The sequence below is a fragment of the Chelatococcus sp. CO-6 genome, assembly GCF_001271345.1.
GTDB classification, from domain to species: domain Bacteria; phylum Pseudomonadota; class Alphaproteobacteria; order Rhizobiales; family Beijerinckiaceae; genus Chelatococcus_A; species Chelatococcus_A caeni.
In genome coordinates this window covers 3,036,063-3,061,527 of the sequence record NZ_CP012398.1, presented here as the reverse complement: position 1 = coordinate 3,061,527, position 25,465 = coordinate 3,036,063, and the positions used below count along the sequence as shown (strand labels likewise).

At 69.8% G+C, this 25,465-nt stretch carries 27 protein-coding genes and 1 tRNA gene; 10 read left to right on the top strand and 18 right to left on the bottom strand.

Translation table 11 applies throughout. From position 1 onward, the window contains the following. The first annotated feature begins 580 nt into the window (after window positions 1-580). Both AL346_RS14475 and AL346_RS14470 read left to right on the top strand, forming a co-directional pair. Entirely contained in the window at window positions 581-946 is a 366-nt protein-coding gene (locus AL346_RS14475; protein ID WP_019401552.1) for a helix-turn-helix transcriptional regulator, read from the top strand. Further along, window positions 943-1,476: an SRPBCC family protein gene (locus tag AL346_RS14470; RefSeq protein WP_019401551.1), complete on the top strand. Its 534-nt coding sequence runs from the start codon at window positions 943-945 to the stop codon at window positions 1,474-1,476. Before AL346_RS14475 ends, AL346_RS14470 begins: the two co-directional genes overlap by 4 nt. Window positions 1,477-1,485: 9 nt before the next feature. On the opposite strand, the gene gltX is transcribed toward AL346_RS14470, so the two are convergent. The 5 genes from gltX to AL346_RS14445 form a co-directional block, all read right to left on the bottom strand. Continuing rightward, entirely contained in the window at window positions 1,486-2,826 is a 1,341-nt protein-coding gene (gene gltX / locus AL346_RS14465) for a glutamate--tRNA ligase (RefSeq protein WP_019401550.1), read from the bottom strand. 274 nt (window positions 2,827-3,100) lie between these two features. Further along, window positions 3,101-4,843: an NAD+ synthase gene (locus AL346_RS14460; protein ID WP_019400720.1), complete on the bottom strand. Its 1,743-nt coding sequence runs from the start codon at window positions 4,841-4,843 to the stop codon at window positions 3,101-3,103. 99 nt (window positions 4,844-4,942) lie between these two features. After that, a complete protein-coding gene (locus tag AL346_RS14455; protein ID WP_197286567.1) occupies window positions 4,943-5,737 on the bottom strand; it encodes a class III extradiol ring-cleavage dioxygenase in 795 nt (264 codons plus the stop codon). Between the two features lie 185 nt (window positions 5,738-5,922). Next, window positions 5,923-6,267, bottom strand: coding sequence for a diacylglycerol kinase (locus tag AL346_RS14450; protein ID WP_026014874.1), 345 nt, complete (start codon window positions 6,265-6,267; stop codon window positions 5,923-5,925). A gap of 70 nt (window positions 6,268-6,337) precedes the next feature. After that, window positions 6,338-6,691, bottom strand: coding sequence for a helix-turn-helix domain-containing protein (locus AL346_RS14445; RefSeq protein WP_019400723.1), 354 nt, complete (start codon window positions 6,689-6,691; stop codon window positions 6,338-6,340). Window positions 6,692-6,838: 147 nt separating this feature from the next. Between AL346_RS14445 and AL346_RS14440 the strand changes: the two genes are divergently transcribed. Then, a complete protein-coding gene (locus AL346_RS14440) occupies window positions 6,839-7,855 on the top strand; it encodes a zinc-binding alcohol dehydrogenase family protein (RefSeq protein WP_019400724.1) in 1,017 nt (338 codons plus the stop codon). Between the two features lie 52 nt (window positions 7,856-7,907). On the opposite strand, the gene AL346_RS14435 is transcribed toward AL346_RS14440, so the two are convergent. The 3 genes from AL346_RS14435 to AL346_RS25400 all read right to left on the bottom strand — a co-directional run bounded on the left by AL346_RS14435 (window position 7,908) and on the right by AL346_RS25400 (window position 10,543). Beyond that, window positions 7,908-9,293: a class II 3-deoxy-7-phosphoheptulonate synthase gene (locus AL346_RS14435; protein WP_026014875.1), complete on the bottom strand. Its 1,386-nt coding sequence runs from the start codon at window positions 9,291-9,293 to the stop codon at window positions 7,908-7,910. Window positions 9,294-9,362: 69 nt separating this feature from the next. Continuing rightward, complete coding sequence (locus AL346_RS14430; RefSeq protein WP_019400726.1) at window positions 9,363-10,334, bottom strand: DMT family transporter; 972 nt, start codon at window positions 10,332-10,334, stop codon at window positions 9,363-9,365. Next, a complete protein-coding gene (locus tag AL346_RS25400) occupies window positions 10,331-10,543 on the bottom strand; it encodes a hypothetical protein (protein WP_157672211.1) in 213 nt (70 codons plus the stop codon). Before AL346_RS25400 ends, AL346_RS14430 begins: the two co-directional genes overlap by 4 nt. 144 nt (window positions 10,544-10,687) lie before the next feature. Here AL346_RS25400 and AL346_RS14425 point away from each other — a divergent pair, with 144 nt between their 5' ends. Further along, window positions 10,688-11,890: an MFS transporter gene (locus tag AL346_RS14425; protein ID WP_019400727.1), complete on the top strand. Its 1,203-nt coding sequence runs from the start codon at window positions 10,688-10,690 to the stop codon at window positions 11,888-11,890. A 66-nt stretch (window positions 11,891-11,956) separates the two neighbouring features. Here AL346_RS14425 and AL346_RS14420 read toward each other — a convergent pair whose 3' ends face one another. The 3 genes from AL346_RS14420 to AL346_RS14410 all read right to left on the bottom strand — a co-directional run bounded on the left by AL346_RS14420 (window position 11,957) and on the right by AL346_RS14410 (window position 15,781). Continuing rightward, the gene (locus AL346_RS14420; RefSeq protein WP_156332761.1) at window positions 11,957-12,895 is read right to left on the bottom strand and encodes a hypothetical protein; all 939 of its coding nucleotides are present in this window, start codon (window positions 12,893-12,895) and stop codon (window positions 11,957-11,959) included. 275 nt (window positions 12,896-13,170) lie between these two features. Next, entirely contained in the window at window positions 13,171-14,532 is a 1,362-nt protein-coding gene (gene gor, locus AL346_RS14415) for a glutathione-disulfide reductase (RefSeq protein WP_053193803.1), read from the bottom strand. After that, window positions 14,525-15,781, bottom strand: a complete 1,257-nt coding sequence (locus AL346_RS14410; protein ID WP_156332760.1) for an O-antigen ligase — start codon at window positions 15,779-15,781, stop codon at window positions 14,525-14,527. Before AL346_RS14410 ends, gor begins: the two co-directional genes overlap by 8 nt. Window positions 15,782-15,978: 197 nt before the next feature. Here AL346_RS14410 and AL346_RS14405 point away from each other — a divergent pair, with 197 nt between their 5' ends. The 3 genes from AL346_RS14405 (at window position 15,979) to AL346_RS14395 (ending at window position 19,153) form a co-directional block, all read left to right on the top strand. Further along, window positions 15,979-16,947 (top strand): tripartite tricarboxylate transporter substrate binding protein, encoded by a 969-nt coding sequence (locus AL346_RS14405; RefSeq protein WP_019400731.1) that lies wholly within the window; start codon window positions 15,979-15,981, stop codon window positions 16,945-16,947. Window positions 16,948-17,147: 200 nt separating this feature from the next. Beyond that, window positions 17,148-17,639: a tripartite tricarboxylate transporter TctB family protein gene (locus tag AL346_RS14400; protein WP_019400732.1), complete on the top strand. Its 492-nt coding sequence runs from the start codon at window positions 17,148-17,150 to the stop codon at window positions 17,637-17,639. An 11-nt stretch (window positions 17,640-17,650) separates the two neighbouring features. Then, window positions 17,651-19,153: a tripartite tricarboxylate transporter permease gene (locus tag AL346_RS14395; RefSeq protein ID WP_019400733.1), complete on the top strand. Its 1,503-nt coding sequence runs from the start codon at window positions 17,651-17,653 to the stop codon at window positions 19,151-19,153. Window positions 19,154-19,230: 77 nt separating this feature from the next. Here the strand turns inward: AL346_RS14395 and AL346_RS14390 are convergent, their stop codons facing one another. The 3 genes from AL346_RS14390 to AL346_RS14380 form a co-directional block, all read right to left on the bottom strand. Next, the gene (locus AL346_RS14390; protein WP_019400734.1) at window positions 19,231-19,731 is read right to left on the bottom strand and encodes a DUF2059 domain-containing protein; all 501 of its coding nucleotides are present in this window, start codon (window positions 19,729-19,731) and stop codon (window positions 19,231-19,233) included. 104 nt (window positions 19,732-19,835) lie between these two features. Then, on the bottom strand, window positions 19,836-20,534 hold the full coding sequence (rpiA, locus tag AL346_RS14385; protein ID WP_019400735.1) for a ribose-5-phosphate isomerase RpiA: 699 nt from the start codon (window positions 20,532-20,534) through the stop codon (window positions 19,836-19,838). A 124-nt stretch (window positions 20,535-20,658) separates the two neighbouring features. Next, window positions 20,659-21,102, bottom strand: coding sequence for a hypothetical protein (locus AL346_RS14380; protein ID WP_053194067.1), 444 nt, complete (start codon window positions 21,100-21,102; stop codon window positions 20,659-20,661). A 127-nt stretch (window positions 21,103-21,229) separates the two neighbouring features. Between AL346_RS14380 and AL346_RS14375 the strand changes: the two genes are divergently transcribed. Next, a complete protein-coding gene (locus AL346_RS14375; RefSeq protein WP_019400737.1) occupies window positions 21,230-21,925 on the top strand; it encodes an HAD family hydrolase in 696 nt (231 codons plus the stop codon). Between the two features lie 6 nt (window positions 21,926-21,931). Here the strand turns inward: AL346_RS14375 and AL346_RS14370 are convergent, their stop codons facing one another. The 3 genes from AL346_RS14370 to AL346_RS14360 form a co-directional block, all read right to left on the bottom strand. Next, a complete protein-coding gene (locus AL346_RS14370; RefSeq protein WP_019400738.1) occupies window positions 21,932-22,537 on the bottom strand; it encodes an SCO family protein in 606 nt (201 codons plus the stop codon). A gap of 11 nt (window positions 22,538-22,548) precedes the next feature. Further along, window positions 22,549-23,112, bottom strand: a complete 564-nt coding sequence (locus tag AL346_RS14365) for a copper chaperone PCu(A)C (protein WP_019400739.1) — start codon at window positions 23,110-23,112, stop codon at window positions 22,549-22,551. Between the two features lie 96 nt (window positions 23,113-23,208). Continuing rightward, window positions 23,209-23,589: a DUF2946 family protein gene (locus AL346_RS14360; RefSeq protein ID WP_053193800.1), complete on the bottom strand. Its 381-nt coding sequence runs from the start codon at window positions 23,587-23,589 to the stop codon at window positions 23,209-23,211. 150 nt (window positions 23,590-23,739) lie between these two features. Here AL346_RS14360 and AL346_RS14355 point away from each other — a divergent pair. Next, a tRNA-Val gene (locus tag AL346_RS14355) sits at window positions 23,740-23,814 on the top strand. A gap of 328 nt (window positions 23,815-24,142) precedes the next feature. On the opposite strand, the gene AL346_RS14350 is transcribed toward AL346_RS14355, so the two are convergent. After that, window positions 24,143-24,592, bottom strand: a complete 450-nt coding sequence (locus AL346_RS14350; RefSeq protein ID WP_019400535.1) for a hypothetical protein — start codon at window positions 24,590-24,592, stop codon at window positions 24,143-24,145. Window positions 24,593-24,875: 283 nt separating this feature from the next. On the opposite strand from AL346_RS14350, the gene AL346_RS14345 reads away from it, so the two are divergent. Next, on the top strand, window positions 24,876-25,445 hold the full coding sequence (locus tag AL346_RS14345; protein ID WP_019400536.1) for a L,D-transpeptidase: 570 nt from the start codon (window positions 24,876-24,878) through the stop codon (window positions 25,443-25,445). The last annotated feature ends 20 nt before the right edge of the window (window positions 25,446-25,465 follow it).

Sequence of the window (25,465 nt, the reverse complement as noted above, 5' to 3'; positions counted from 1 at the left end):
GCGCTTGTCGCGGGCATCCATGCCGCAAACGCCGGCGCTTGGGCGGGCAGTCGTGGATGGCCGCGACGAGCGCGGCCATGACGGTGGAAAGGCGGGCGCGCCTCTTCCAAGGCCTGCGCGCTCGTGGAGCCGCATGTGTCGCTCCCCGGCGGCACCGAAGGTCGCCTTATTCTACCGACCGGTTGACCTCCTGCGCCGTTCTTCAACGGCGCCGACCGCATGTGGGAAGGAGCCCAGCATCGGGGCGGCGGGACCGAATGTACGGCATTGCCGTTGTCTTCCCACCGTCTCCATCGTCATGCCCGCGCTTGTCGCGGGCATCCACCCCGCAAACGCCGACGCTTGGGCGGGCAGTCGTGGATGGCCGCGACGAGCGCGGCCATGACGGCGGGGGTGTTGCGCCGGGAGCGTCTTGGCCGGAGCGTCTTGGCCGGGCTCGTCCCGGCCATCCACGCCTTTGAACTTGCGCGACTTTTCAAGGCACAACAAGGGGGCAGGCATGCTCCAGCGGCTCGACCGCCACGCGAGGTCATTCAACCTGCTGGTTGACAATCAATCCGCGCGCCCTATATTCAACCCCATGGTTGAATTAAACACGCCCCAGCTCGACACCGTCTTCCACGCCCTCGGCGATGCTACGCGCCGGCACATGCTGCGCGAGCTTGCCGGCGGCGAGCGCACGGTGGGCCAGCTTGCCGAGCCTTTCGCCATCTCGCTCGCAGCGGCCTCGAAACACATCAAGGCCCTGGAGAATGCCGGGCTCATCCGGCGCGAGATCAGGGGCCGCACGCATGTGTGCCGCCTCGATCCCGGACCGCTCGCCAGCGCCCATCACTGGCTGAGCTTCTACGAGCGCTTCTGGACAGGACGTCTCGATGTGCTCGAGGCGCTCCTGCGCGCGGAGGACGCCAGCCGATCCCCCACCCCCGAAGGAGAGAAACAATGACCGAGCAAGCCACCCTCGACGCCTATGGCGTGCTGACCGAACCCGCCACGCTCAGGATCCAGCGCCTTCTGCCGGGTCCCGTGGAACGCATCTGGGCCTATCTCACGGAGAGCGATCTGCGGCGCCGCTGGCTCGCGGCCGGAGACATGGAGATGAAGGTCGGCGCGCCCTTCGAGTTCATCTGGCGCCACGACGAACTCACGGATCCCCCAGGCCAGCGGCCGTCCGGCTATTCGGACGAGCACCGGATGCAGAGCCGCCTCACGGAGGTCGACCCGCCCCGCCGGCTCTCCTTCACCTGGAACGGCACCGGCGACGTCACCTTCGAGCTCGAGCCGCGGCAGGAGGCGGTACTGCTCACCGTGACCCATCGCCGGCTGCCCGACCGCTCGACCCTGCTCCAGGTCAGCGCCGGCTGGCACATGCATCTCGACATCCTGGTCGCCCGCGCCTCGGGCGAGGAGCCGGAGCCCTTCTGGGACCGCTGGCAGAGCCTGCAACAGGACTACGACCGCCGGATGCCCGCCTGAGGGCCGCTCTCAGGCCGTGCGGCCCTCGAGCCGCGCGGCCGCCTTGTCCCGGCCGATGAGCGGCAGCAGCGCCGCGAGTTCCGGCCCGTGGTCGAGGCCGGTAAGCGCCTGCCTGAGGGGCATGAAGAGCGCCCTGCCTTTGGCGCCGGTCTCGGCCTTCACCTGATCCGTCCAGCCCTTCCAGGTCGCCCCGTCCCACGGCTCCTCCGGCAGGAGCGCGCGCGCTCTGGCAACGAGCGCCGCGTCCGTCACGACGGGCGCGATCTCGCCGGCGACCACCTCCCACCACGTCCCGACATCCGCCAGGCGGGCGAGGTTGCCGCGCACCGCCTCCCAGAAGGCGGCACCGCCACCGACGCCGAGCGCCGCGAGCCGCGGCTGCGCCGCGTCATAGGGCATCGCGTGCAGCAGCCTGGCATTGAGGCCGTCGAGCTCGGCCTCATCGAACTTCGCCGGCGCATGCGACAGGCGGCCGAGATCGGCAAGGCCGGCGAGTTCGTCGAGAGAGGCGACCGGCCTGACCGCCTCGGCCGAGCCGACGAGAACGGCAAGGCTCGCGACCGCCATCGGCTCGAGGCCCCCATCGCGCAGGCCCTTGAGCGAGAGATGGCCGAGGCGCTTCGATAGTCCCTCCCCGCTCGCCGTGGTGAGCAGGTTGTGGTGACCGAAGGCCGGCACGGTGCCGCCGAGCGCCTCGATGATCTCGATCTGCACCGCCGTGTTGGTCACATGGTCCTCGCCGCGCACCACATGCGTGATGCCGAGGTCGAGATCATCGACGACGGACGGCAAGGTGTAAAGATAGGTGCCGTCCTCGCGGCGCAGCACCGGGTCGGACAGGGAAGCGCAGTCGACATGGCTGTCGCCGCGCACGAGGTCGTGCCAGCGGACGACGCGGTGCTCGAGCAGGAAGCGCCAGTGCGGCCGCCGCCCCTCGGCCTCCAGCTTCGCCTTCTCCTCTGCCGTCAGCTGCAGCGCGGCCCGGTCGTAGACCGGCGGCAGGCCGCGGCCGAGCTGGCGCTTGCGCCGCCGCTCCAGCTCCTCCGGCGTCTCGTAGCAGGGGTAGAGACGGCCCATGGCGATGAGCCTGTCCACCACCGCGTCGTAGAGCGCCGTGCGCTCCGACTGGCGCACGGTGACGTCCGGCACGATGCCGAGCCAGGCGAGGTCCTCGACGATGCCGTCGGCGAATTCCCGCGTCGAGCGCGCGACATCGGTGTCGTCGAGGCGCAGGACGAAGCGCCCGCCCTCGCGCCGCGCCAGGAGATAGTTGAGCAGCGCCGTGCGCGCGTTGCCGATATGCAGGCGGCCGGTGGGGGAAGGGGCGAAGCGGACGACGGGAGCGGGCATCAGATGGACCTTTGGGCTTTCGATACGGCGAACGAGGCGCGCCGTGCCGGCGGGTTCGCATGCAACAACGGCACCAAGCCGGGTTGCTCCCTCCCCCACGAAGTGGCGGGGAGGGCTGGGGTGGGGGGCGGTGCAGCAGGCAGGCGATACACGCGCAACGAGCCGCCGGACAGGCGCCGGGAGGTGAGGCCCAGCGGAAGCGCCCCCCACCCCTAGCCCCTCCCCGCCGCAAGCGGGGGGAGGGGAAGCTCGCCGAACCGACCGTCCCTACCCCTCAAAAATCGATGGCGTCGGCACGGGCGGCGCCCCTTGCCCGGTCCATCCCCGCGTCCGGCACGTGCGCCGGCGCGCCGGTGTCGCGGAAGCGGTTGACGATCGGATAGCGCCGGTCGCGGCCGAAGTTGCGGCGTGTCACCTTGACGCCCGGGGCCGATTGCCGGCGCTTGTATTCGGCGAGGTAGAGCAGGCGCTCCACCTTCTTCACCGTCGCCTCGTCGTGCCCGCGTGCCACGATCTCGGCGACGCGCAGCTCCTCCTCGACGAGCCCGATGAGGATATCGTCGAGGATGTCGTAGGGCGGCAGCGAATCCTGGTCCTTCTGCCCCTCGCGCAGCTCCGCCGTCGGCGCCTTGACGAGGATGTTGGCGGGCACCACCTCGCCGTCCGGCCCCAGCGCGCCCTTCGGCTTCCAGCCGTTGCGCAGGGCGGACAGGCGATAGACCTCGGTCTTGTAGAGATCCTTGATCGGGTTGTAGCCGCCGTTCATGTCGCCGTAGAGCGTGGCATAGCCCGTCGACATCTCCGACTTGTTGCCCGTCGTCACCACCATGGCGCCGAACTTATTGGAGACGGACATGAGCATGGTGCCGCGGGCCCGGCTCTGCAGGTTCTCCTCGGTCACGCCGCGCGCCGTGCCGACGAAGAGCGGCGCGAGCGCCGCCTCCAGCCCCTCCACCGCGCTTGCGATGGGCAGGATGTCGTAGCGCACGTTGAGCGCCTTGGCGCAAGCGGCCGCGTCGTCGAGGCTCTCGCTCGAGGTGTAGCGGTAGGGCAGCATGATGCAGTGGACGCGCTCGGAGCCGAGCGCGTCGACCGCCATCGCGGCGCAGAGCGCGGAATCGATGCCGCCCGACAGGCCGAGCACGACACCGGGAAAGCCGTTCTTCTCCACATAGTCGCGCAGGCCGAGCACGCAGGCGGCATAATCCGCCTGCTCGCCCTCCTCCACCACCTCGCGCGGGGCGGCGACGCAGCGCCAGCCCTGCGGCTCGCGACGCCACTCCGTCAACTCGACCGTCTCGGCAAAGGCCCTGAACTGGCCGGCAAGGCTCGCATCGCCGTTGAGGATGAAGGAGGCGCCGTCGAAGACGAGTTCGTCCTGGCCGCCGACCTGGTTGAGATAGGCCATCGGCAGGCCCGTCTCGGTGACGCGGGCGGCGGCGATGTTGTAGCGCTCCAACATCTTGTCGTGCCAATAGGGCGAGCCGTTGGGCACGAGCAGGATCTCGCTGCCCGTCTCGGCCAGGCACTCGACCACCTCCTCGCTCCAGATGTCCTCGCAGATGGGCAGGCCGAGGCGCAGGCCGCGCAGGCTGACCGGCCCCGGCAGGGGGCCGGCGGCGAAGACGCGCTTCTCGTCGAAGACGCCGTAGTTGGGCAGGTCCACCTTGAAGCGCACGGCGGCGACAGCGCCGGCATCGAGCACGGCATAGGCGTTGTAGACCTTGCCGTCCTCATTCCACGGCAGGCCGATGAGGACGGCGGGGCCGCCGTCGGCGGTGTCGCGGGCGAGCTCCTCGCAGGCCCGCCGGCAGGCGTCCTGGAAGGCGGGGCGCAGCACGAGATCCTCCGCCGGATAGCCGGCGAGGAACAGCTCGGTGAACATCACGACATCCGCCCCCAGGGCGGCGGCCTCGGCGCGCGCCTTGCGCGCCATGGCGAGATTGGCCGCGATGTCGCCCATGATGGGGTTCAACTGGGCGAGCGCGAGACGGAAGCGGTCGATGGGTGTCGTCATGCCTTCGATTTAGCGCGGGCGGGCCCGCCCGGCAACGGCGGCAAAGCGGAACCGGGAATGCACGGCACGCGCCGGGGCCACCCCTCCGGAACCCGTCCTTCAGCCGAACCGATAGGCATCCATCATGAGGACGCCGTATTGCGCGCTCGCATGCACGCGCTCGCCGCGTGCCTCGCCGGCCGCCCCCAAGGCGACGAAGAGCGGCAGGAGATGTTCTTCCGTCGGGTGGTTCTCGGGGCCGAACGGGGCCTTGCGGCGATAGTCGAGGAGATCGTCGGTGCGCCCCTCCTCGATCGCCGCACGCATCCATTCGCCGAAGGACGAGACCCAGTCGGGCGCCGGGGCATCGAGCGCATAGCCGCGCCCGAACAGCTCGTGCAGGTTGTGCGTCAGCGCGCCGGAGCCGACGATGAGCACGCCCTCCCGGCGCAGCGGCGCGAGCGCGCGCCCCAGGGCGAGGTGATGGGCCGGCCCGGAGCGCGGCTGGACGGACAATTGCACGACGGGGATGTCGGCCGTGGGATAGAGCAGCTTGAGCGGCACCCAGGTGCCGTGGTCGAAGCCCCTGCCCTCCACGGTGCCGGCTGCGAGGCCCGCCTCGCCGAGGAGCGCCGCGGCCCGCGCCGCGAGCGCCGGGTCGCCCGGCGCGGGGTAGGTCATCCGGAACAGCTCCGGCTCGAAATTGCCGAAGTCGTAGATCGTCTCGGGCCGGGCATCGGCCGTCAGGGCCGGGGCGGACGTCATGAAATGCGCCGTGGCGACCAGGATGGCGCGCGGGCGTGGCAGCGCGGCGCCGAAAGCCTTGAGGAAACGGTGCGCCTCGGTGTTGTGCAGCACGAGGTTGGGCGCGCCGTGCGACAGGAAGAGCGTCGGCATCACGGTGACATCCGGCATCGGCGGCTCCTTGGGCATCTTTGTTCTTTGCTAACGGCCTCGGAGAGAACCACATTCCTCTCTCGTCATGCCCGCGCTCGCCGCGGGCATGACGGCGGTGAAACCCCGACCGTCAGGCTTGAATATAGCCCCGCCGGCCGCCCTGCGCCGTTGCAGCGGCGCAAGACATGGTTTGCGGCCCGGCCCTACCAGATGCCGAAGACGGCACGCTCGACGAGCGTCGCGCCCCAGACGAAGGCCGCGAGCAGGCGCGTCAGGAATACGGCGGCCGAGGCGAAGTCCTTGGTGCGCTTGATGTCGGGATTGTGCTCAGGCGTGACGTGGTCGGCGAGTTCCTCGATCGAGGTGTTGAGGAGCTCGACGGCGAGCGCCAGCACGACGACGCAGATGAGCGCGGCGGAGACGAGGGGCGAAAAACCGACGACGAAGGAGAGCGGCACCGCAGCCAGAAGCGCCGCGACGAGGATGCGCACGTTGCGGTCGTTGCGGAAGGCGACCTTTAATCCGCTCCAGGAATTCTTGAACGCCACGGCATCGCCTCCGCATTCCCCCGTGGCGTCAACGCCGGCCCGCAACCGGCTGTTCCCGATGGGAGCACCCTCAAGCCGCCGCGTCCACCTCGCCGGGCGAGGCGAGCGGGCTGCCCCAGACGGCCAATGCTTCGACGATCGGGCGCAGTTCCTCGCCGCGCGTCGTGAAGCGGTAGCCGACCTGCGGCGGGTTGGTCGGGTAGACCGTGCGCAGCACCACCCCGTCGGCCTCGAGCTCGCGCAGCGCCTTCGAGAGGATGCGCTGGGTGACGTTCGGCATGCGCCGGCGCAGCTCGCCGAAACGGATTTCGCCCTCGCAGAGATTGTAGAGGATGCCGCCCTTCCACTTCGCGCCGATGATTTCAAGCGCCGCCTCGACAGGACACGAGGGCGCGCAATCATATGTCTCGTGGCGCTTCGCCATTCCCTTCACTCCGCGAATAGCCTGGTATCAATCCTGATACCAGGAGACAACCTTGTGCCTTCTTGGCCTCGACTTCGAACAGAACCACATTTCCGGCGACGGCGATGCCGCTCGGGCGGCGCCAGCAATCCTGACCCGGAGATCATCATGAAGGCGATCGGTTATGTCGACTCCCTGCCCGCCGACGACGCGAGGGCCCTGTTCACATTTGAGGCGCCGGAGCCGGCCATCGGCCCGCGCGACCTCCTCGTGCGGGTGAAAGCTGTTTCCGTCAACCCGGTCGACACGAAGGTCCGCATGCGCCGGCAGGGCAAGCCGGAGGCGCCGGTGATCCTCGGCTGGGACGCGGCGGGCATCGTCGAGAAGGTCGGCCCCGAAGCCAGCCTCTTCAAGCCCGGCGACGAGGTGTTCTATGCCGGCGACATCACCCGGCCGGGCAGCAATGCCGAGCTGCAGGCGGTGGACGAGCGCATCGTCGGGCACAAGCCGAAGAGCCTGTCCTTCACCGAAGCGGCGGCCCTGCCACTCACATCCATCACCGCCTGGGAGGCGCTGTTCGACCGCCTCGGCGTGCCGGTCGGCAAGGCCCCGGGCGCGGGCTCGCTGCTCATCGTGGGCGCAGCCGGCGGCGTCGGCTCCATCGCCGTCCAGCTCGCGCGGCGGCTGACGTCACTGACCGTCGTCGGCACGGCCTCGCGGCCCGAAACGCAGGACTGGGTGCGGCAGGCCGGCGCCCACCACGTCATCGACCATCGCCAGCCCCTGTCCGAGGAGCTGAAGCGCGTCGGCATCGGCGAGGTCGATTACGTCTTCTCGCTGACCAATACGGATGACCATTGGGCGGAGATCGTCGCCGCCCTGCGGCCGCAGGGGCGCATCTGCGCCATCGACGATCCCGCAAAGCCGCTCGACATCATGGCCCTCAAGGGCAAGAGCCTCGCCTTCCTGTGGGAGATGATGTTCACGCGCTCCATGTTCCGCACGCCCGACATGGCGGCGCAGCACCGTCTCCTCGAGGAGGTCGCCGAACTCGTCGATGCGGGTCTCCTCAACACCACCCTGCGCGAACGCTTCGGCCCGCTGACGGCGGACAACCTCAGGGCGGCCCATGCGCTCATCGAATCCGGCCGCGCGATCGGCAAGATCGTCCTGGAACAGCCCTGAAACGAGAAGGGCGGCCCTGAAGGCCGCCCTTTCCATTTCCCGAAGGGGAGGCTTATTCGGCCGCCTCGACATGCGGCACGATGCGCGCGGCGCGCTCGCGCTTCAGCCGCTCGGCGACGAGGAAGGCCACCTCGAGCGCCTGCTCCGCATTAAGGCGCGGGTCGCAATGGGTGTGGTAGCGGTCGTGCAGGTCCTCGTCCGTCAGGGCGCGGGCGCCGCCGGTGCATTCGGTGACGTTCTTGCCCGTCATCTCGAGGTGGATGCCGCCAGCGTGCGTGCCCTCGGCCTGGTGCACGTCGAAGAAGCCCTTGATCTCGCGCATGATGAGGTCGAAGGGCCGGGTCTTGTAGCCGTTGCCGGCCTTGACCGTGTTGCCGTGCATGGGGTCGCACGACCACACGACCGAGCGCCCGCTCTCCTTCACCGCCCGGACGAGGGCCGGCAGGTGCTCCAGCACCTTGTCGGCGCCGAAGCGGCAGATCAGCGTCAGCCGGCCCGCCTCGTTGTCCGGGTTGAGCGTGTCGATGAGGTGCAGCAGCTCGTCGGCCTTCAGCGAGGGGCCGCACTTGAGGCCGATGGGATTCTTGATGCCGCGGCAATATTCGACATGCGCGTGGTCGGGCTGGCGCGTGCGGTCGCCGATCCACACCATGTGGCCCGAGGTGGCGTACCAGTCGCCCGAGGTGGAATCGACGCGCGTCAGCGCCTCCTCGTAGCCGAGCAGCAGGGCCTCGTGGCTGGTGTAGAAATCGGTCGAGCGCATCTCGGGATGCGACTCCGGGTCTATGCCGCAGGCGCGCATGAAGTCGAGCGCCTCGGTGATGCGCCCGGCGAGCTCCTGATAGCGGCCCGACGAGGGGCTGTCCTTCACGAAGCCGAGCATCCAGCGGTGGGCATTCTGCAGGTTGGCATAGCCGCCGCCGGCGAAGGCGCGCAGGAGGTTCAGCGTCGCCGCCGACTGGCGGTAGACCATGAGCTGGCGGCGCGCGTCCGGCGTGCGGGTTTCTTCCGTGAACTCGATGCCGTTGATGATGTCGCCGCGGTAGCTCGGCAGCTCGGTGTCGCCCACCTTCTCGGTCGGCGCCGAGCGCGGCTTGGCGAACTGGCCGGCGACACGGCCGACCTTCACCACCGGCGAGGCGCCGGCGAAGGTGAGCACCACCGCCATCTGCAGGAACAGGCGGAAGAAATCGCGGATGTTGTCGGCGGAATGCTCGGCGAAGCTCTCGGCGCAATCGCCCCCCTGCAGGAGGAAGGCTTCGCCGGCCGCGACCTTGGCGAGGTCGCGCTTCAACCGGCGGGCCTCACCTGCAAAAACGAGCGGCGGAAAACCGGCAAGCTGCTGCTCGACGCTCGCGAGAGCATCGGCATCCGGATAGACAGGCACCTGCTGGATGGGCATCTTCCTCCAGCTCGCGGGCGTCCACCGCTCGGTCATCTCACCAACTCCCAACAGTACAGGGAAAGCCGTCAGGCTCCCTCCATCGTGCCACAACAGAGGTGGCGCTTATAGCTGACAGTCCGCGACAAGGCGAGCGTCTTTGCTGCCCTCCTCCGCCCGGCGGAAGGCGCTCGCCGCCGCGAAGACGCCGAGCATGAGGAGGCCGGCGCCGCCCACCTCTCCGGGCGTCGGCCAGCGGCCCTCGAAGAGGAAGCCGTAGACGAGGGCGAAGACCGTCTCGGAAACGATGAGCTGCCCGGCGAGCGCCACCGGCAGGCGCCGCGCCGCGATGATCCAGAGCACCGTGCCGACCCAGGAGCTGACCAGCCCGAGCAGGACCGCCCAGAGGACGAGACGCAGGCCGTCGGCATTGAGGAGGCCGAGCTGCGGCACGCTCGACCAGCCGTCGATGGCGAGGAGCGGCACGAGCGGCAGCACGCCGACGAGCGAGCCGACGCCCTGCAGGCTCGTCCAGGCATAGACGCCGTCCCCCGCGAGCGCCCGCGAGGTGCGGGCGTTGACGAGGGCGTAGACCGTCCACACGGCGACGGCGCCGAGGGCGCACAGGCAGCCGAGGACGACGTCGGCGCGCGAGGCGGCGCTGTCCGCCCCGGCGAGCGTCGCGACATTGACGAGCGCAAGGCCGGCGAGGATCAGCCCGAGCGGCATCGCAAGCGCCCGCCAGCGCACCGTCCGCTCCCGCCAGTTGCCGACGAGCGCCAGCACCACCGGCAGCGAGCCGATGACGAGCGGCGGGATGGCCGGCCCGGCAAGCTGCACCGCGCCGGCGGCCAGAAGGTAGTAGACGACATAGCCGGTGAGGCCGAGCACGAGCCCGGCGCCGGCATCCCGCCGCGGCACGATGCCCGCCCGGCAGCGCGGCACCGTCAGCATCAGGAGGAGCGAGCCGATGCCGAAGGCGAGATAGCGCGCGACCGTGAGGTCGAGGCTGGTATAGGGCATCACCGCCGCCGGACCGACGAAGACGAGCCCCCACACGGCGCCGGCGGCGAGCCCGGCCAGAAGTCCGATGATCATGGTGCGATATTGCTTTCTGCGCTCCGGCGCGGCGTCGCGGCCGCCTGCCCAAGGCAGGCCCGCCCGTCGACCCTCCGTGCCGTCAGGGCGGGAGAATCGCGCATCGGCGAAGCATTTTGCGCAAAATCGGCGCCCGTCCGCAGCAGGATATGCGGCGCGACAGCGGCAATCGTCGCCCGTCCGCTGCCACATTCGCGCAGGATGATCATCCGCCCGTCACGGTCCGCAAGGCCCGGGACGCCCTGCCCTGGTTGAATGACTGCAGCGCCGACGAAGCACTTTCCTTTCCCGCCTCTCTTGGCGAAGGTTGGAGATGCGCGCCGACGCGCCCCGCCCGAACACCGGACCCGATCGTGCCGACCGCCATCGTTGCCCTGTCCCCGGTTCTCCTCGCCGTTTTCATCCTCATCGCCGGCAACGGCCTTCTGACCACGCTGGTGCCGCTGCGCGGGGTGCTCGAGGGCTTCTCCCCGACGGAGGTCGGCGTCATCGGCTCCGTCTATTTCGGCGGCATGCTCGCCGGCACCTGGGTGACGCCGGCCATCGTGCGGCGGGCCGGGCACATCCGCGCCTTCGCGGCCTTCGCCGCGGTGGCGGCGGCGGCGTGCCTCGGCTTCGCGATCTTCATCTCGCCGCTCGTCTGGATGGTGCTGCGCGGGCTCGTCGGCTTCTGCTTCGCCGGGCTCTACGCCATCGTCGAGGCCTGGATCAACGCCAAGGCGCACGACCGCAACCGCGGCCGCATGCTCGGCCTCTACAACATCGTCAACTTTGCCGGCTCCGCCGCGGGCCAGCAGCTGCTGCGCCTCGACAGCGCGCGCTCCTTCAGCCTGTTCTCCGGCGCCTCCGCCTTCCTCATGCTGGCGCTCGTGCCGCTCGCCATGACGCGGGCCGAGGCCCCGCCGCTGCCGGCCAAGGGGCGGCTGCGCATCCTGGAGCTCTTCCGCACGACGCCGATCGGCGCCGTCGGCATCCTGCTCGTCGGCCTCGCCAACGGCAGCTTCTGGTCGCTCGCCCCCGCCTATGTGGAGCGGCTCGACCTCGGCGCCAGCGTCGTCGCCAGCTTCATGACCGCCATGATCCTCGGCTCGGCCACCGCGCCCTATCCCGTCGGCAAGCTGTCGGACATCGTCGACCGGCGCGGCGTCATCCTCGGCGTCTCGGCCGTCGCCTGCATCGTCGAGGTGGCGCTCGTCATCGTCGGGCGCGGCGAGACGGCGGTGCTCTACGCGCTCGCCTTCGCGCTCGGCCTGACCACGTCCGTCATCTACCCGCTGATCTCGGCCCACGCCAACGACCGGCGCTCGCAGGAGGGGGCCGTGCACCTGTCCAGCACCCTCCTGTTCCTCTATTGCGTCGGCGGCATCGTCGGGCCCATCGTCGCCTCGACGCTGATGACGCTCGTCGGCGACGTCATGCTCTTCGTGCACAACGCCGCCATCCACGCCATGCTCGCCGGCTTCGTCGCCTGGCGCATGATGCAGCGCCCGCCCTCCGATGCGCAGCTGGCGCTGGACGCACCGCCCGGCACGGCGGCGCATCATCCGGTGCCGTAAAGATCCTGGACGACCGGCGGGGCGCCCCGGCCAGAGGCCGGGACGTCCCCTCCTACGCCGATCGGCTCAGGTGGGGAGCAACCGCTGCGCCTCGACATCCGGCGCCGTGGAAGCTGCTTCACGCGGCGCCGGTCGTGCAGGCGCGATGTAATCAGCCAGGAGCTGAGCCCCGCCCGAAGCGATGCCGCTCAGGGAACCTCCGCCCCACAGGAAGGCCGACGTGCGCGCATGCCCGACGGCCCCTGCGTCATCCCCGGCATCCGCAGCCCGCTGCGCATATCCACTCTCGACCGCCGCCGCCAGATTGAGACCCGCGGACAGCAGGGCGAAGGCGTCACGCGTAAGCAGCAGCCCGCCCCGCAGACCCCGCTGGGACAGGTCCTGCGAAACATCCACGCATGCCTTCGCCGCGCCGGACAACGCATTGACGCCCCAGCCGACCGCATAGGCATAGCCGGCTGCCGAGGACAGCGGCGTATTGCCGAGCAATGTGAAGAGCAGCTTTGCGCGCCCCGCTGTCGTGGCAGCGTAGGTACCCCGACCGGCCAACTCGCCGAGCCGCCCGGAAGCGCCGGCCTCTTCGCTCTGAGGGGCTTCGGGCAGCCGGATGGAACCGCGCCACAGCTCGTTGCTCAGGAAATCTCGACCGAGGCTCACCTGTCCCTCGGCTGACGTCGCCCAATGAGAGGCACTTGCGGCCGCCAGTTCGAGCGCTGGCGCAACGACCGGGCCGGCACGCCCGAGGGCGTCGCGACCGCGCTCCACCGCCCGCTGCACCGGAGCCAGCAAGTTTTCCGCCTGTCCGGCACCCGGATCCGGGGTTGCTGGCGGGCGCATAGGCACCGGGCCATTCTGGCTCCCCCTGGCCTCGCGCACGCGCTGCCGGACGACGCTCGGCAAAACCGGCGCGCCGCCGCTTCGCCGCACATGATCCGAGAACTCCGCCACGACATTGCCGAGGCGCTTCGCTGCCGCGGCATCCATGCCAGCAATACGGTTATTCATGTCAGCCAATCCATTCCAATAAACAAAATATATGCACTGCGCAATTATCGCTGAACAGCAACGCCGGATCATAATCACTCAAATCGACATGACAATAACTATCAGAAATATATCGCTTGATGGCGTTGTACATGAACGCGAGCCAACAAAGCTTTAGGCAGGGATCTCCGCGCGGCAACAGGAGAGCCCAGCCCAACGCCTTCCCGTTGCGGTCGCGGGCGAGGCGCGGGTGTCGTTTCCCGCAGGTGAAGGCGAATCGAGCTGACGGCTTCCGTTCAGGCCACCGGCGTGCGCATGGTCACGAGTTCCTCCGCCGCCGTCGGGTGGACGGCCATGGTGCGGTCGAAGTCGGCCTTGGTGGCGCCCATGGTGACGGCGATGCCGACGAGCTGGATCATCTCGCCGGCGCCGTCGCCCAGGATGTGGACGCCGAGCACCCGGTCGGTGTCGCCGTCGACGACGATCTTCATCAGCACCCGGTCCTCGCGCCCGGACAGGGTCGCCTTCATGGCGCGGAAGCTGGACCGGAAGATCCTGACGCTGCCGTAGCGCTGGCGCGCGTCGGCTTCGCCGAGGCCGACGGTGCCGATCTCGGGCGTGGAGAAGACGGCGGTCGGGATGACGTTGTGGTCCACGCTCCCCGGGCGGTTGCCGAAGACGGTGTCGGCGAAGGCGTGGCCCTCGCGGATGGCGACGGGGGTGAGGTTCACCCGGTCCGTCACGTCGCCGACGGCGTAGATGCTCGGCACGTTGGTGCGCGACATGGCGTCGACGACGATGGCGCCGTTGGAGGCGAGCGCCACGCCCGCCTCCTCGAGGCCGAGCCTCTCGGTGTTGGGCACGCGGCCGGTCGCGATCATGACCTGGTCGACGCGCAGCTCGCGCCCGTCCGTCAGGGTGATGAGCAACTCGCCGCCCACCTTCTCGATGCTCGTCAGGCCGCATTCGAGGCAGAGCCTGATGCCGCGCCGCGCATAGGCCTCCCCCAGCGCGTCGCGCAGATCCTCGTCGAAGCCGCGCAGCAGCTTCTCGCCCCGGTGGATCTGGGTGGTCTCGACGCCGAGGCCGGCGAAGATCCCCGCGAACTCGACGGCGATGTAGCCGCCGCCGATGACGGCGATGCGCTCCGGCAGCCGCTCGATATGGAAGGCCTCGTTGGAAGTGATCGCGTGCTCGATGCCGGGCACCGCCGGCACCTTCACCACCCGCCCGCCGGTGGCGACGAGGATGACGCGGGCGCGGATACGCGCGCCGGTCTTCAGGACGCGCACCGTGTGGGCATCCTCGATCACGGCGCGGCTGTCGACGATCTCGACGCCGGCCTTGGTGAGGTTGGTGCGGTAGATGCCCTCGAGCCGGGCGATCTCCGCATCCTTGTTCTTGATCAGGGTCGGCCAGTCGAACGCCGCCTTGGGCACGCTCCAGCCATAGCCGGCCGCGTCCTCGAAATCGCCAGCGAAGCGGCTGGCGTAGACGAGGAGCTTCTTGGGCACGCAGCCGCGGATGACGCAGGTGCCGCCCATCCGGTCTTCCTCGGCGAGCATGACGCGGGCGCCGTGGCCGGCGGCGATGCGCGCGGCGCGCACGCCACCGGAGCCCCCACCGATCACGAAGAGATCGACGTCGAAATCACTCATGATCCACCCCCTTGGAAGGCACCGCCCTGTCCGGACGGCGCCGGAACCAGACGACCGCGGCACCCACCGCCGCGATCCACCAGCCCTGCCAGGCCCCGTGCCCGACGAGCATGACGCCGGCGGCGGAGGCCACGAGCGCGAGCGAAGCAGCCAGCCGCAGCCCCCGCAAGTGCGCCAGCGCACGCATCATGGTCGCAATCACGAGCGCAGCCAGCACGGCCCCGACGGCGCCGAGCTCGACCCATATCTGCAGGAAGGCGTCGTGCGGATGCCCGATCGCCAGCATCTCGCGCAGGTCTTCCGGCACCTCCTGCGCGACCGCATCGTCGGCAAGGCGCGGGCTCGCGCCGAAGCCGGTGCCGAGAAGCGGCCGGCGCCAGACCACCTCCTCGAAGCTGCGCCACAGCGCGATGCGCTCGACGGCGTGGCCGCGCTGCTGCACCACCGCGACGAAGGAGGCCGGCAGCTCCATCGTGAGCGAGCCCTTGAAGGGAGCGACGACGAGACAGGCCAGGAGCCCGGCCGTGACGAGGGCGATGGCGACCCGCCGGCTGAGGAGCGCGACGGCGAATACCCCCGCCCCGCACAGGGCGCCCATCAGCGCCGCCCCCGATTCGCCGACGGCCAGCACGAGGAGCAGGGCGGCCAGAGCGGCGCCCGCGAAAAGCCGGCGCCCACCCTCGCACCAGAGGAGGCCGAGCGGCCAGGCGAGCATCAGCAGCGTGATGATGCTGCGGTTGAAGACGAAGCCTCCCGTGGCGCGCAGGCCGAGCTCCTGGCGCACGGCAAGGCCGGTGGCGAGATCGCCGACGACGAGCAGGCAGGCCACCACGAAGGCCGCGGCCGCCAGCGCCGTGACGGCGCCCGGCACGCGGCGCGGCAGGAGGATGGCAGCCACGGTCGCGGCGAAGGCGGGCAGCAGCGCCTCGCCAAAGGTGAAGAGCGAGGCGCGGGGAAGGACGCTCCAGGCCATGCTCGCCGCCGCATAGGCCACGAAGGCGGAGACGGCGAGGAACGCCGGCGCACGCGCGATCGCGCGCGAGGCGAGGAAAAGGCGCATCCGGCCCTGCGGCTCCGCGAGCGCGGCAAGGAGCGCGAGCACCGCCGCGACACCGACCACGAGCGGCGCGGAGCGGTTGGCGAGCGCCATCGCCAGCGGCAGCAGCGCCAGCATGACGAGAGACGCCAGCTCCAGCCGGCGGGCATGAACGGAGGGCGCGGCGCTGAGGGCGGGCATGGCGAGAGGCAAGAAGGGCGCTCGCTGGATTCGAAGATGCGACGGTCCCGGCTTTAGAAGAAGCCCTGCGAAAGGGGAAGCCGCAAAGGCCCGCGACGGCGCTATTGTTGCGATATATTGTGGCGTGAAGTTCGCTTGATGGGGGAAGAAGCCGCCGATACCGTCCGCGTCCTATCAGCAAGAATAGTCCGTAAAATGGGAGGAAGCACATGTTCCGTTCGTACAAATCGGTCGCCGGGGCCGTCGCCGCGCTCGTCGTGGCCGCGGGCCTGTCCACGGGCGCGCTCGGCCAGAGCCTCGAACTGAAGATCATGGCGCCGGCCGCGCCGGGCGGCGGCTGGGACCAGACGGCGCGCGCCATGCAGGCGGCCCTGACCGAAAGCGGCGCCGTGAAGAGCGCGCAGGTGGTCAACGTGCCGGGCGCCGGCGGCACCGTCGGGCTCGCGCAATTCGTCAATGCCAAGGGCGACGGCTCGCAGCTCATGGTCAACGGCTTCGTCATGGTGGGCGCCATCCTCACCAACAAGTCGCCCGTGACCCTCGAGCAGGTCACGCCGATCGCGCGGCTCACGGCCGAGAACCAGGCGATCGTCGTGCCGGCCGATTCGCCGATCAAGAGCGCGAAGGACCTCGCCGAGGCGCTGAAGGCCGATCCCGCCAAGGTGACCTGGGCCGGCGGCTCGGCCGGCGGCACCGACCACATCATGGTCGGGCTCTTCGCCAAGGCCATCGGCGTCGATCCCACCAAGATCAACTACGTGCCCTTCTCCGGCGGCGGCGAGGCCCTGGCGGCCATTCTCGGCGGCAAGGTGACGGCCGGCGTGTCGGGCTACGGCGAGTTCGAGGGCCAGGTGAAGGCCGGCAAGCTGCGCCTCATCGCCATCGCGGCCGAGGAGCCGGTGCAGGGCATCGACGCCCCGACCCTGAAGTCCGAGGGCATCGACCTCGCCATCGTCAACTGGCGCTCGGTCGTCGCCCCTCCGGGCCTCAGCGACGAGCAGAAGAAGGCGCTGCTCGAGGCCATCGACAAGATGGTCAAGTCGAACCAGTGGCAGGAGACGCTCAAGGCCAAGGGCTGGGACGACGCCTATCTCGCCGGCGACGACTTCGCGGCCTACCTCAAGAACGAGCAGGTGCGCGTCGGCGAGGTGCTGAAGTCGATCGGCCTCGTGAACTGACCGCGCGAACCGCGCGTCATTCCCGAAGGGCGGCGGATGGGTTCGCCGCCGCCCTCGCCCCATCTGCGGAGCGCCCCGCCCGCGCTCCCGCACCGTCCTCGCATCTCCGGTCCCGCCGCCCGGCCTTCACGCGTTGCCGCGCCCGATCGGCAGCCGATGACGCAGCCACGCCGCGGGAGCCCTCCGGAAGGAAGCCTGTCATGACGCAAGAGGAAGATGGCCGGAACGACGGCCGCAAGCGTGATCCCGTCGGCTTCGCCATCGCCGCCGGGCTGCTGGCGCTCGCGGGAGCCGTCGCCCGGGACGCCATGGGCATGGGGGCGGTGTCGAGCTATGCCGGCATCGGCCCGAGCGCCGCCTCCTGGGCCGTCGCCGCCGGCCTTGCCGCGCTCGCCGCCGGTACGATCGTCGCCGCGGTGCGCGGCAAGATCCCGGTGCCGGAACAGAGCGACAACGCCGCCGTCCTCACCATCCTCGCCGGCATCGCCGCCATGATCGCGACCATCACCGCCGGCGGCGGCTTCATTCCCGCCATGGCGCTGCTCTTCGGCCTGACGGCGCGCGGCTTCGGCCGGCGGGCGCTCGCCACCGATCTCGGCATCGGGGTCGTGCTCGGCCTGCTCGTCTATCTCGGCTTCACCAAGCTTCTCGCCCTGTCGCTGCCGCAGGGGCCGATCGAGCGGCTTTTCTGAAAGGTCCTCCGGTGCTCGATTCCGTCTTCGCGCTGGCGCAGGGCTTTTCCGTCGCCTTCGAGCCGACGAAGCTGCTCTTCGCCCTCATCGGCGTCTTCCTCGGCACCGCCGTCGGCGTCCTGCCGGGCATCGGCCCGGCGCTCACCGTGGCGCTCCTCCTGCCCGTCACCTTCAAGCTCGACCCGACGGGCTCGCTCATCATGTTCGCCGGCATCTACTACGGCGGCATGTACGGCGGATCGACCACGTCGATCCTCATCAACACGCCCGGCGAGAGCGCCTCGATGATCACGGCGCTCGAGGGCAACAAGATGGCCAAGGCCGGGCGGGGCGGGCCCGCGCTCGCCACCTCCGCCGTCGGTTCCTTCGTCGCCGGGCTCATCGCCACCATCGGCCTTGCGCTGTTCGCCCCGTGGCTGGTCGAGATCGCCATCCAGTTCGGACCGGCCGATTATTTCGCCCTGATGATCGTGGCCTTCGTCACCGTATCGGCGACCTTCGGCGATTCACCGCTGCGCGGCCTCACCAGCCTCTTCATCGGCCTCATGCTCGGCCTCGTCGGCATCGATGCGCTGAGCGGCCAGGCGCGGCTGACCTTCGGCGTGCCGGAGCTGCTCGACGGCATCGAGGTGACGACGCTGGCCGTCGGGCTCTTCGCCGTGGGCGAAGCGCTCTTCGTCGCCTCGCGCATGAGGCACGCGCCCGAGACGATCGAGCCGGTGCGCGGCTCTTTGTGGATGACGAGGGAGGACTGGAAGCGTTCGTGGAAGCCGTGGCTGCGCGGCACGGCGCTCGGCTTTCCCATCGGCTCGCTGCCCGCCGGCGGCGCCGAGATCCCGACCTTCCTCTCCTATACCATCGAGAAGAGGCTGACGAAGCACCCGGAGGAATTCGGCAAGGGCGCCATCGAGGGCGTCGCGGGTCCCGAGGCGGCCAACAACGCCTCCGCCGCGGGCACCCTGATGCCGCTCCTCACCCTCGGGCTGCCGACCTCGGCGACGGCGGCCATCATGCTCGCCGGCTTTCAGCAGTACGGCCTCAATCCCGGCCCGCTGCTCTTTGCCGAGCGGCCCGACCTCGTCTGGGGCCTCATCGCCAGCCTGTTCATCGCCAATGTGATGCTGGTGATCCTCAACCTGCCGCTCATCGGCCTGTGGGTGCGGCTGCTCGCCATTCCGCAGCCTTGGCTCTATGCGGGCATCCTCGTCTTCGCGGCCATGGGGACGATCGCCGCCAACCCCTCGCCCGTCGAGCTCGTCATGCTCGCGGTCTTCGGCCTCCTCGGCTTCGTCATGCGGCGCTACGACTACCCGATCGCGCCGATGGTGGTCGGGCTCATCCTCGGGCCGATGGCCGAGACACAGCTGCGGCGCGCGCTGCAGATCAGCCTCGGCGACCCGATGGCGCTGATCGAGAGCCCCCTCGCGGCCACGCTGCTCGCCATCGCGGCGCTGGCGCTGGTGGCTCCCGTCCTCTTCAGGGGCCTGTCGCGCTTCAAGGCCGAAGAGGACTGAAGGCGCCGGAGGCGCACAAAGAAAAACCGGCGACCGCGGCGGCCGCCGGTTTCTTTCTGCGCTCCCGCGCCGAAGGTTCAGAGCTGGTGGCCGCGCTTGGCCATCTCGGCGCGCACCTGGGTCATCGTCTCCTCGAAGACGCGCCCGGTCCAGTCCTGCATGGCGAGGTAGAGGTCGTCGAGGACCGCCGGCTGGGCGGCGACATAGGCCTTGCCGGCGTCGGAGCCGAAGAAGGCGGCGGCAGCCTTGAGATCGGCCTCGTTCATGCGGCTCGCGAGGATCTTGGAGGCCGTGTCGACCAGGTCATCCTTCTTGCTCTCGATGGAGGGCTGCACCTGCGCCAGCACCTCGTCGAGGTCCTTCGTGATCTCGGGGCGGGTGACGTAGGTCTGCTTGATGCGCTGGGCGAAGGTCGGCACCAGCGCCTCGAAGGAGCGGTCCATGCCCGAGCCGGTCACGATCTGGCGCGCGGCCTCGACCTTGGCCGGCGTGATGCTGCCCGTGTCCTGGGCGAAAACCGGGCCGGCGAGGGTGAAGGCGACGACGGCGGCCGCAACGTGAATGGCTGTACGCTTCATTGATCGGTATCTCCCTGGCGCCTCGCGGGCTTCATGCGCATGTCGTGCGGATCGCTGCGATCAGAACGACGGAACCGTGATCGAAGTCAATATCTTGCAGGGTCTCAGCCAAGCTGGCCGAGCTCCACGAGTCCCCCGTCCGTCGCGATGACGGCCCCGGACGCGAGGCCGAGGAAGAGCCCGTGCTCGACGACGCCCGGAATGGCGACGAGGTCGTTTGCCAGCGCCTCCGGCTCGTCGATGCGCTGAAGCGCGGCGTCGAGGATGAAATGGCCGCCGTCGGTGACGTAGGGATTGCCGTCCGTCCCCCGCAGCGTCAGCGGGGCCGAGGGCCAGCGCCGCGCGAGGACCTGCACGATCGCCTCCTGCGTCGCGCGCAGCCCGAAGGGATTGACCTCGATGGGCAGCGGAAAGCGCCCGAGGACGTCGACATGCTTGGAGCCATCGGCGATGACGACCATGCGCCGGCTCGCCGCCGCGACGATCTTCTCGCGCAGGAGCGCGCCGCCGCCGCCCTTGATGAGGCGCAGGCTGTCGTCGAGCTCGTCGGCCCCGTCGACGGTGAGGTCGAGCGCGGGCGTCTCGTCGAGCGTCGTGAGGGGAATGCCCTCCGCCTCGGCCTGCAGGCGCGTCGCCTCCGAAGTCGGCACGCAGACGACCTTGAGCCCGGCCCGCACCTTCTCGCCGACGATGGCGACGAAATGGCGGGCGGTCGACCCCGTGCCGAGGCCAAGGCGCATGCCGTCCCGCACCAGTTCGGCTGCGCGCGCCGCCGCGGCGCGCTTCATCTCTTCGGCATTCATCCCAAACAATCCGCCCCGAATCCGCCGGCCGGTGCGCCGCATGCCCTGTCGGCCGCCGCCCGTGCCGGTCCGCTTGTCCTGAGCCGCTTTACCATGCGCTTCGGGCAGCGGAAAGGCAGCGGGCTCACCGTGCGCCGGAGCCGCGCTGGCCGCTCTCGCCCCCGGCCGGCTGCTCGCCGCCCTCCCCGCTAGCCGGGGCGGCGCTGGTGGCCTGCGGCGTGCACACGACCTGATCGTTGAAGACGTAGCAGACGCTCATCTCCCCGCTGCGGTAATTGACGCGGAAGACGCCCGCCTCCTTCTGGTGGTGCGAGGCGACGAGACCGTATTCCCCCGGCTTCTGCGGACCGGCCCCCTCGCCGGCGGGATAGCAGAAGGTGACGCCGATGGTGCCTTCCTTGAGGCCGTACTGGCAGGCGCCGACCTCGCCCGTGACGCGATCGATGCGGTAGATGCGGTTGAGGTCGGTCTGCGGGGCGGCCTTGAACTCGAACTGGTTGGCCTGCGCGGGCAGGACGAGGGCGGCGAGCAGCGCAGCGGCGACGGGAAACTTCACGATGGGCGACATGACAACTCCGATGCGGGCGAATCGCGCCGGCATTCTACCATCGCGCCGCCCCGGGGAACGGGGCCGCCCACGGCCCCGACGGCTCGCCGGGCTTGCCCGCGCCGGCGGCATCGGCTAGCGCTCTGCCATGTCCGACACCATCGCGACCATCGTCTTCGACCTCGACGGCACCCTGGCCGACACCGCGCCCGACCTCATCGCGACGCTGAACCTGATCCTCGCCGAAGAGGGGCTCGAGGAGCTGCCCCTCAGCGAGGCACGGGACCTCATCGGCGCAGGCGCCCGGGCGCTGCTCGAACGGGGCATCGCGGCGAACGGCCGCAGCGTCGCGCCCGCGCATCTCGATGCGCTCTTCGAGCGATTCCTCGTCATCTATGCGGGACGCATCGCGGTCGAGACGCGGCTCTTTCCCGGTGTCGCTGGCGCCCTCGAGCGGTTCCGCGCCGCCGGCTGGCGGCTCGCCGTCTGCACCAACAAGTTCGAGCACCATTCCGTCATGCTGCTCGAGGCGCTCGGCATCGCGGGGCACTTCCACGCCATCTGCGGGCGTGACACCTTCCCGTTCTCGAAGCCCGACCCGCGCCACCTGACGATGACGGTCGCGGCCGCCGGCGGCGTGCCGGAGGCGGCCCTGATGGTGGGCGATTCGCAGACCGACATCGCGACCGCAAAGGCCGCCGGCATCCCGGTCATCGCCGTGCCCTTCGGCTACACCATGACGCCGGTGAGCGAGCTCGGCCCCGACATCATCATCGAGCATTTCGACGCCCTGTGGGATGCCGCGGCGGCACTGTCCCGCCGCAGCTCCCTCGCCCGTTCCTGAGCAGCGTCAGCCCTCGACGAGCCGGCGCAGCTTGCGCATCTGCGTGTCCTGCTGCTCGTGATAGTCGAGCGTGCCGGCGAAATGCCCCTGCTGATCCATGAGATAGACCGAGGCGGTGTGGTTGACGGTGTAGCCGTCCCCTTCGGTCGGCACGCGCTGGTAGGTGGCGCGATAGGCCTTCACCACCGCGTCGATCTCCTCCTGGGTGCCGGTGAGGCCGACGATGCGGGGGTCGAACGACTCGAGGTAAGTCGCCATCAATTCACGCGTGTCGCGCTCGGGATCGACCGAGATGAATAGGACGGTGAGCTTGTCCCCGTCCGGCCCGAGCGCCTTCAGGTTCTCCGACATCTCGAAGAGCGTCGTCGGGCACACGTCCGGGCAATGGGTGAAGCCGAAGAAGACGGCGAAGGGGCGCCCGGCCAGATCGGTCGACGACAGCTTCTTGCCGTCGTGCGTCGTCAGGGTGAACGGTCCGCCGATATTGGCGACGCCGCTCATCCGGACACCCCCCTGGGGCGCCACGAGACGATCGCCGACGATCCACAGGGCGCCCGCGACCAGCGCGATGACGGCGACGAGGCTCCACAGGATGATGCGCAAACGGCTCATGGCGCTGCTCCTCAATGGGTGGTGTGGCTCTTGTGCGCGTCGGCCTTGCCGTCGCCGCGGGCGCCGATGCCCTCCACCTTGAACTCGACCGCGACTTTGCCGGCCTTCTCGAAGACGAGCTCGCCCTTGAAGGCCTCGCCCTCCTTCAGCTGCCGCTGCAAGGGCATGAACATGAGATGGTAGCCGCCGGGCGCGAGCTTCACCGTCTCGCCCGCCTTGATGACGAGCCCCTCGGGGAGCTGGCTCATCTTCATGACGTCCCCCTCCATCTTCATTTCGTGGATCTCGCCGCGTGGGGAGATTTCGGCGCTGACGGCAACGAGCCGGTCGTCCGTGTCGCCAGTGTTCTCGATGGTCATGAAGCCGCCGGCGACCGGGGCATTGGCCGGCGTCGCGCGCGACCAGGGATGGCCGATCTTGAGGGCACCGGCCTTGTAGCCGTGCGCCGAGACGGGGCCCGAGAAGAAGCTTGCGAGCGCCGCGAGGCCGACGGCGAGGACCGCCGCGCCGACGAGGAAGCGGCGGCGGGATGGGGTGGGATGCGCGGCGAGGCCGGCGCGGGAAAGCGATGTCATGAACCTGATCTCCGATGGCGGCGGGCGGGCGACGGCTCCCATGTCCGTCAATGGCTCCCACATACGCCGTGAATGCCTGAAAGCGCTTGATCGGGATCAGATCATCGGCGGCGCACGCGGCGCCGGCTTGAGGCGGGAGAGATCCCGCCGCGACAGGGGCTCGGCCGCGAGGGGCGCCGGTCCGTCGGGAAGAGCGCGTGCAACGGGCGCCGCAGACGGCACGGCCGCCGGGACGAGCGCCGGCGAGGGCGTGAGCTGGCCGCAGGCCAGGATGCAGCGCAGGTCGTGGTGCCCGCCGGGCGCCTCGTCCCCGCTCGCGTGATCGCCACCCCCCGGCATGCACCAGGCGAGTTCGAGCGTGGCGCCGGAACCATCCGCCGCCGCGGCGGGCATGACGCCCACCGCCCCCGCAAGCAGGGCCTGCAGGGCGAGCGCATAGGCGAGCGCCAGGACAGCGAGGAGGCGCGGCAGCCGCATTCATCCCTCTCGATCGCACATGGAATGAGCAGTAGCGCGGCCTTTGCACAGGGGCAACGCGACATTGTGCGCTTCCTCGCTTGACGCCGGCGCGCGCTGCCCATAGAAGGCGCCCTACGAGCCCTGCAGCGGCAGGCGATGCTATGGCTCGGGCGTGTAGCTCAGCGGGAGAGCACTCCCTTCACACGGGAGGGGTCACAGGTTCAATCCCTGTCACGCCCACCATCTCACCCATAGAAATCAATAGCTTGGCAGAGCGGCCCCAAACGGCCCTCGGCATATGCCGGAGAACAACGGCAGAACACGGCACGCAAATCCGTGGAAAATCCGTGGACTTGTGCCCCTGTTCGTTCCGGGGGACCGCCATGACCAGCGTTGAGCGTCGCGCCAGCCCATCCCTTCGTCATGGCCGGGCGCAACCCGGCCAGACTGCTTGACGTTGCTGAAAGTCGCAGGGCGTGGATGCCCGCGACGAGCGCGGGCATGACGGCGGTGGCGTATGCAGGCCGGTCGGTCGGGCACGCGCCGACGGCGCGCTCCCTCTCCTCTTCCGTCAACGCACCTTGTTCGCACGCAGCCAGGCGGCGATGCGGCGCGCGTCGCCGGAGCGGGCCTCGAGGCGCCGGGCCGCCGCCACGGCGCGGGGCGTGGCGCCGACCGGCGCGGACGATGCATCCGCCTCGCCTTCGCCATCGGCTGCCCGTCGCGCCTTGACCGCGGCGGCGAGCAGCCTGCCGGCGACCGCCGAGGCCTCCTCCGCCACCTCGATCGCGGCCTGCCAGCCGTCTCCTTCCTGATCCGCGCGCTGCGGCACGCCCAGCGGCCGGGCCGCCCTTTCCATGCGGGCCGCCAGCCTGGCGAGACGACGCGCCGCCTCCGCCGTGCCGCGCCCCTGCCCGCCCGTCTCGGCGCAGACGAGAGCGCTGTCGAGGCCCACGACGGCGAGATTGGCCGCAAGCGTGCGAATGCGCGCTCCGGCCGCATCAGCCTGCGCGCCATGCATTGAATTCGCCGAATCCGCCATGACGTTTGAACCCATTTTAATCACATACGACTAAAATACGGCATCGAGTGTTGAGTATTCATTTACGCCGCGCCAGCAACCCGGCGCGACGGGTGTGGCAAGGCCGCCACGCCGCGGGGCGATCACGATGTTTTGGCCGCAGGAGCGCCACACTGTCGTTGCGCGAAGGCCGATGTTTGGACACATTGGCCGGACGAGGCGGAACCTTCGACAGCCTTTTGCCATTCTTAAGATCATCCCGCACCACTCATCGAGGCAACCGATGCGCGGCATCCTCATTGCCATAACCGGCCTTGTGGCGCTCGCGGCCACCCCGGCCGGCGCCTATCAGATAGACCCGCTCACGCGACAACCGCTCTACCAGGCCGAGCAGTACCAGCCCCAGGCGAGCGGCATTACGCGCGAGACGGTGGCCTACAACGGCCGCCATGCCCCTGGCACCATCGTGGTTTCCACGTCGGAGCGGCGGCTCTACTACGTGCTCGGCAACGGCCGCGCCGTCCGCTACGGCATCGGCGTCGGCCGCCCCGGCTTCACCTGGGGCGGCGTGAAGACCGTATCGATGAAGCGCGAGTGGCCCGACTGGCGCCCGCCGCCGCAGATGCTGAAGCGCCGTCCCGACCTGCCGCGCTACATGCCCGGCGGCCCGGACAACCCGCTCGGCGCGCGCGCCCTCTATCTCGGCTCCTCGCTCTACCGCATCCACGGCTCCAACGAGCCGGACACCATCGGCCAGGCGGTGTCCTCCGGCTGCATCCGCATGATGAACGAGGACGTCGTCGACCTCTACGAGCGCGTGCGCGTCGGCACGAAGGTCGTCGTGATGCGGTGAGCGGCAGGCTCACTGCCGTT

Bases quoted from the DNA above. Each gene is read 5' to 3' on its own strand.
- AL346_RS14475 (WP_019401552.1), top strand. From the start codon at position 581: ATGGTTGAATTAAACACGCCCCAGCTCGACACCGTCTTCCACGCCCTC.
- AL346_RS14470 (WP_019401551.1), top strand. From the start codon at position 943: ATGACCGAGCAAGCCACCCTCGACGCCTATGGCGTGCTGACCGAACCC.
- gltX (WP_019401550.1), bottom strand. From the start codon at position 2,826: ATGCCCGCTCCCGTCGTCCGCTTCGCCCCTTCCCCCACCGGCCGCCTG.
- AL346_RS14460 (WP_019400720.1), bottom strand. From the start codon at position 4,843: ATGACGACACCCATCGACCGCTTCCGTCTCGCGCTCGCCCAGTTGAAC.
- AL346_RS14455 (WP_197286567.1), bottom strand. From the start codon at position 5,737: ATGCCGGATGTCACCGTGATGCCGACGCTCTTCCTGTCGCACGGCGCG.
- AL346_RS14445 (WP_019400723.1), bottom strand. From the start codon at position 6,691: ATGGCGAAGCGCCACGAGACATATGATTGCGCGCCCTCGTGTCCTGTC.
- AL346_RS14440 (WP_019400724.1), top strand. From the start codon at position 6,839: ATGAAGGCGATCGGTTATGTCGACTCCCTGCCCGCCGACGACGCGAGG.
- AL346_RS14435 (WP_026014875.1), bottom strand. From the start codon at position 9,293: ATGACCGAGCGGTGGACGCCCGCGAGCTGGAGGAAGATGCCCATCCAG.
- AL346_RS14430 (WP_019400726.1), bottom strand. From the start codon at position 10,334: ATGATCATCGGACTTCTGGCCGGGCTCGCCGCCGGCGCCGTGTGGGGG.
- AL346_RS25400 (WP_157672211.1), bottom strand. From the start codon at position 10,543: ATGATCATCCTGCGCGAATGTGGCAGCGGACGGGCGACGATTGCCGCT.
- AL346_RS14420 (WP_156332761.1), bottom strand. From the start codon at position 12,895: ATGAATAACCGTATTGCTGGCATGGATGCCGCGGCAGCGAAGCGCCTC.
- gor (WP_053193803.1), bottom strand. From the start codon at position 14,532: ATGAGTGATTTCGACGTCGATCTCTTCGTGATCGGTGGGGGCTCCGGT.
- AL346_RS14405 (WP_019400731.1), top strand. From the start codon at position 15,979: ATGTTCCGTTCGTACAAATCGGTCGCCGGGGCCGTCGCCGCGCTCGTC.
- AL346_RS14400 (WP_019400732.1), top strand. From the start codon at position 17,148: ATGACGCAAGAGGAAGATGGCCGGAACGACGGCCGCAAGCGTGATCCC.
- AL346_RS14390 (WP_019400734.1), bottom strand. From the start codon at position 19,731: ATGAAGCGTACAGCCATTCACGTTGCGGCCGCCGTCGTCGCCTTCACC.
- rpiA (WP_019400735.1), bottom strand. From the start codon at position 20,534: ATGAATGCCGAAGAGATGAAGCGCGCCGCGGCGGCGCGCGCAGCCGAA.
- AL346_RS14380 (WP_053194067.1), bottom strand. From the start codon at position 21,102: ATGTCGCCCATCGTGAAGTTTCCCGTCGCCGCTGCGCTGCTCGCCGCC.
- AL346_RS14375 (WP_019400737.1), top strand. From the start codon at position 21,230: ATGTCCGACACCATCGCGACCATCGTCTTCGACCTCGACGGCACCCTG.
- AL346_RS14370 (WP_019400738.1), bottom strand. From the start codon at position 22,537: ATGAGCCGTTTGCGCATCATCCTGTGGAGCCTCGTCGCCGTCATCGCG.
- AL346_RS14365 (WP_019400739.1), bottom strand. From the start codon at position 23,112: ATGACATCGCTTTCCCGCGCCGGCCTCGCCGCGCATCCCACCCCATCC.
- AL346_RS14360 (WP_053193800.1), bottom strand. From the start codon at position 23,589: ATGCGGCTGCCGCGCCTCCTCGCTGTCCTGGCGCTCGCCTATGCGCTC.
- AL346_RS14350 (WP_019400535.1), bottom strand. From the start codon at position 24,592: ATGCATGGCGCGCAGGCTGATGCGGCCGGAGCGCGCATTCGCACGCTT.
- AL346_RS14345 (WP_019400536.1), top strand. From the start codon at position 24,876: ATGCGCGGCATCCTCATTGCCATAACCGGCCTTGTGGCGCTCGCGGCC.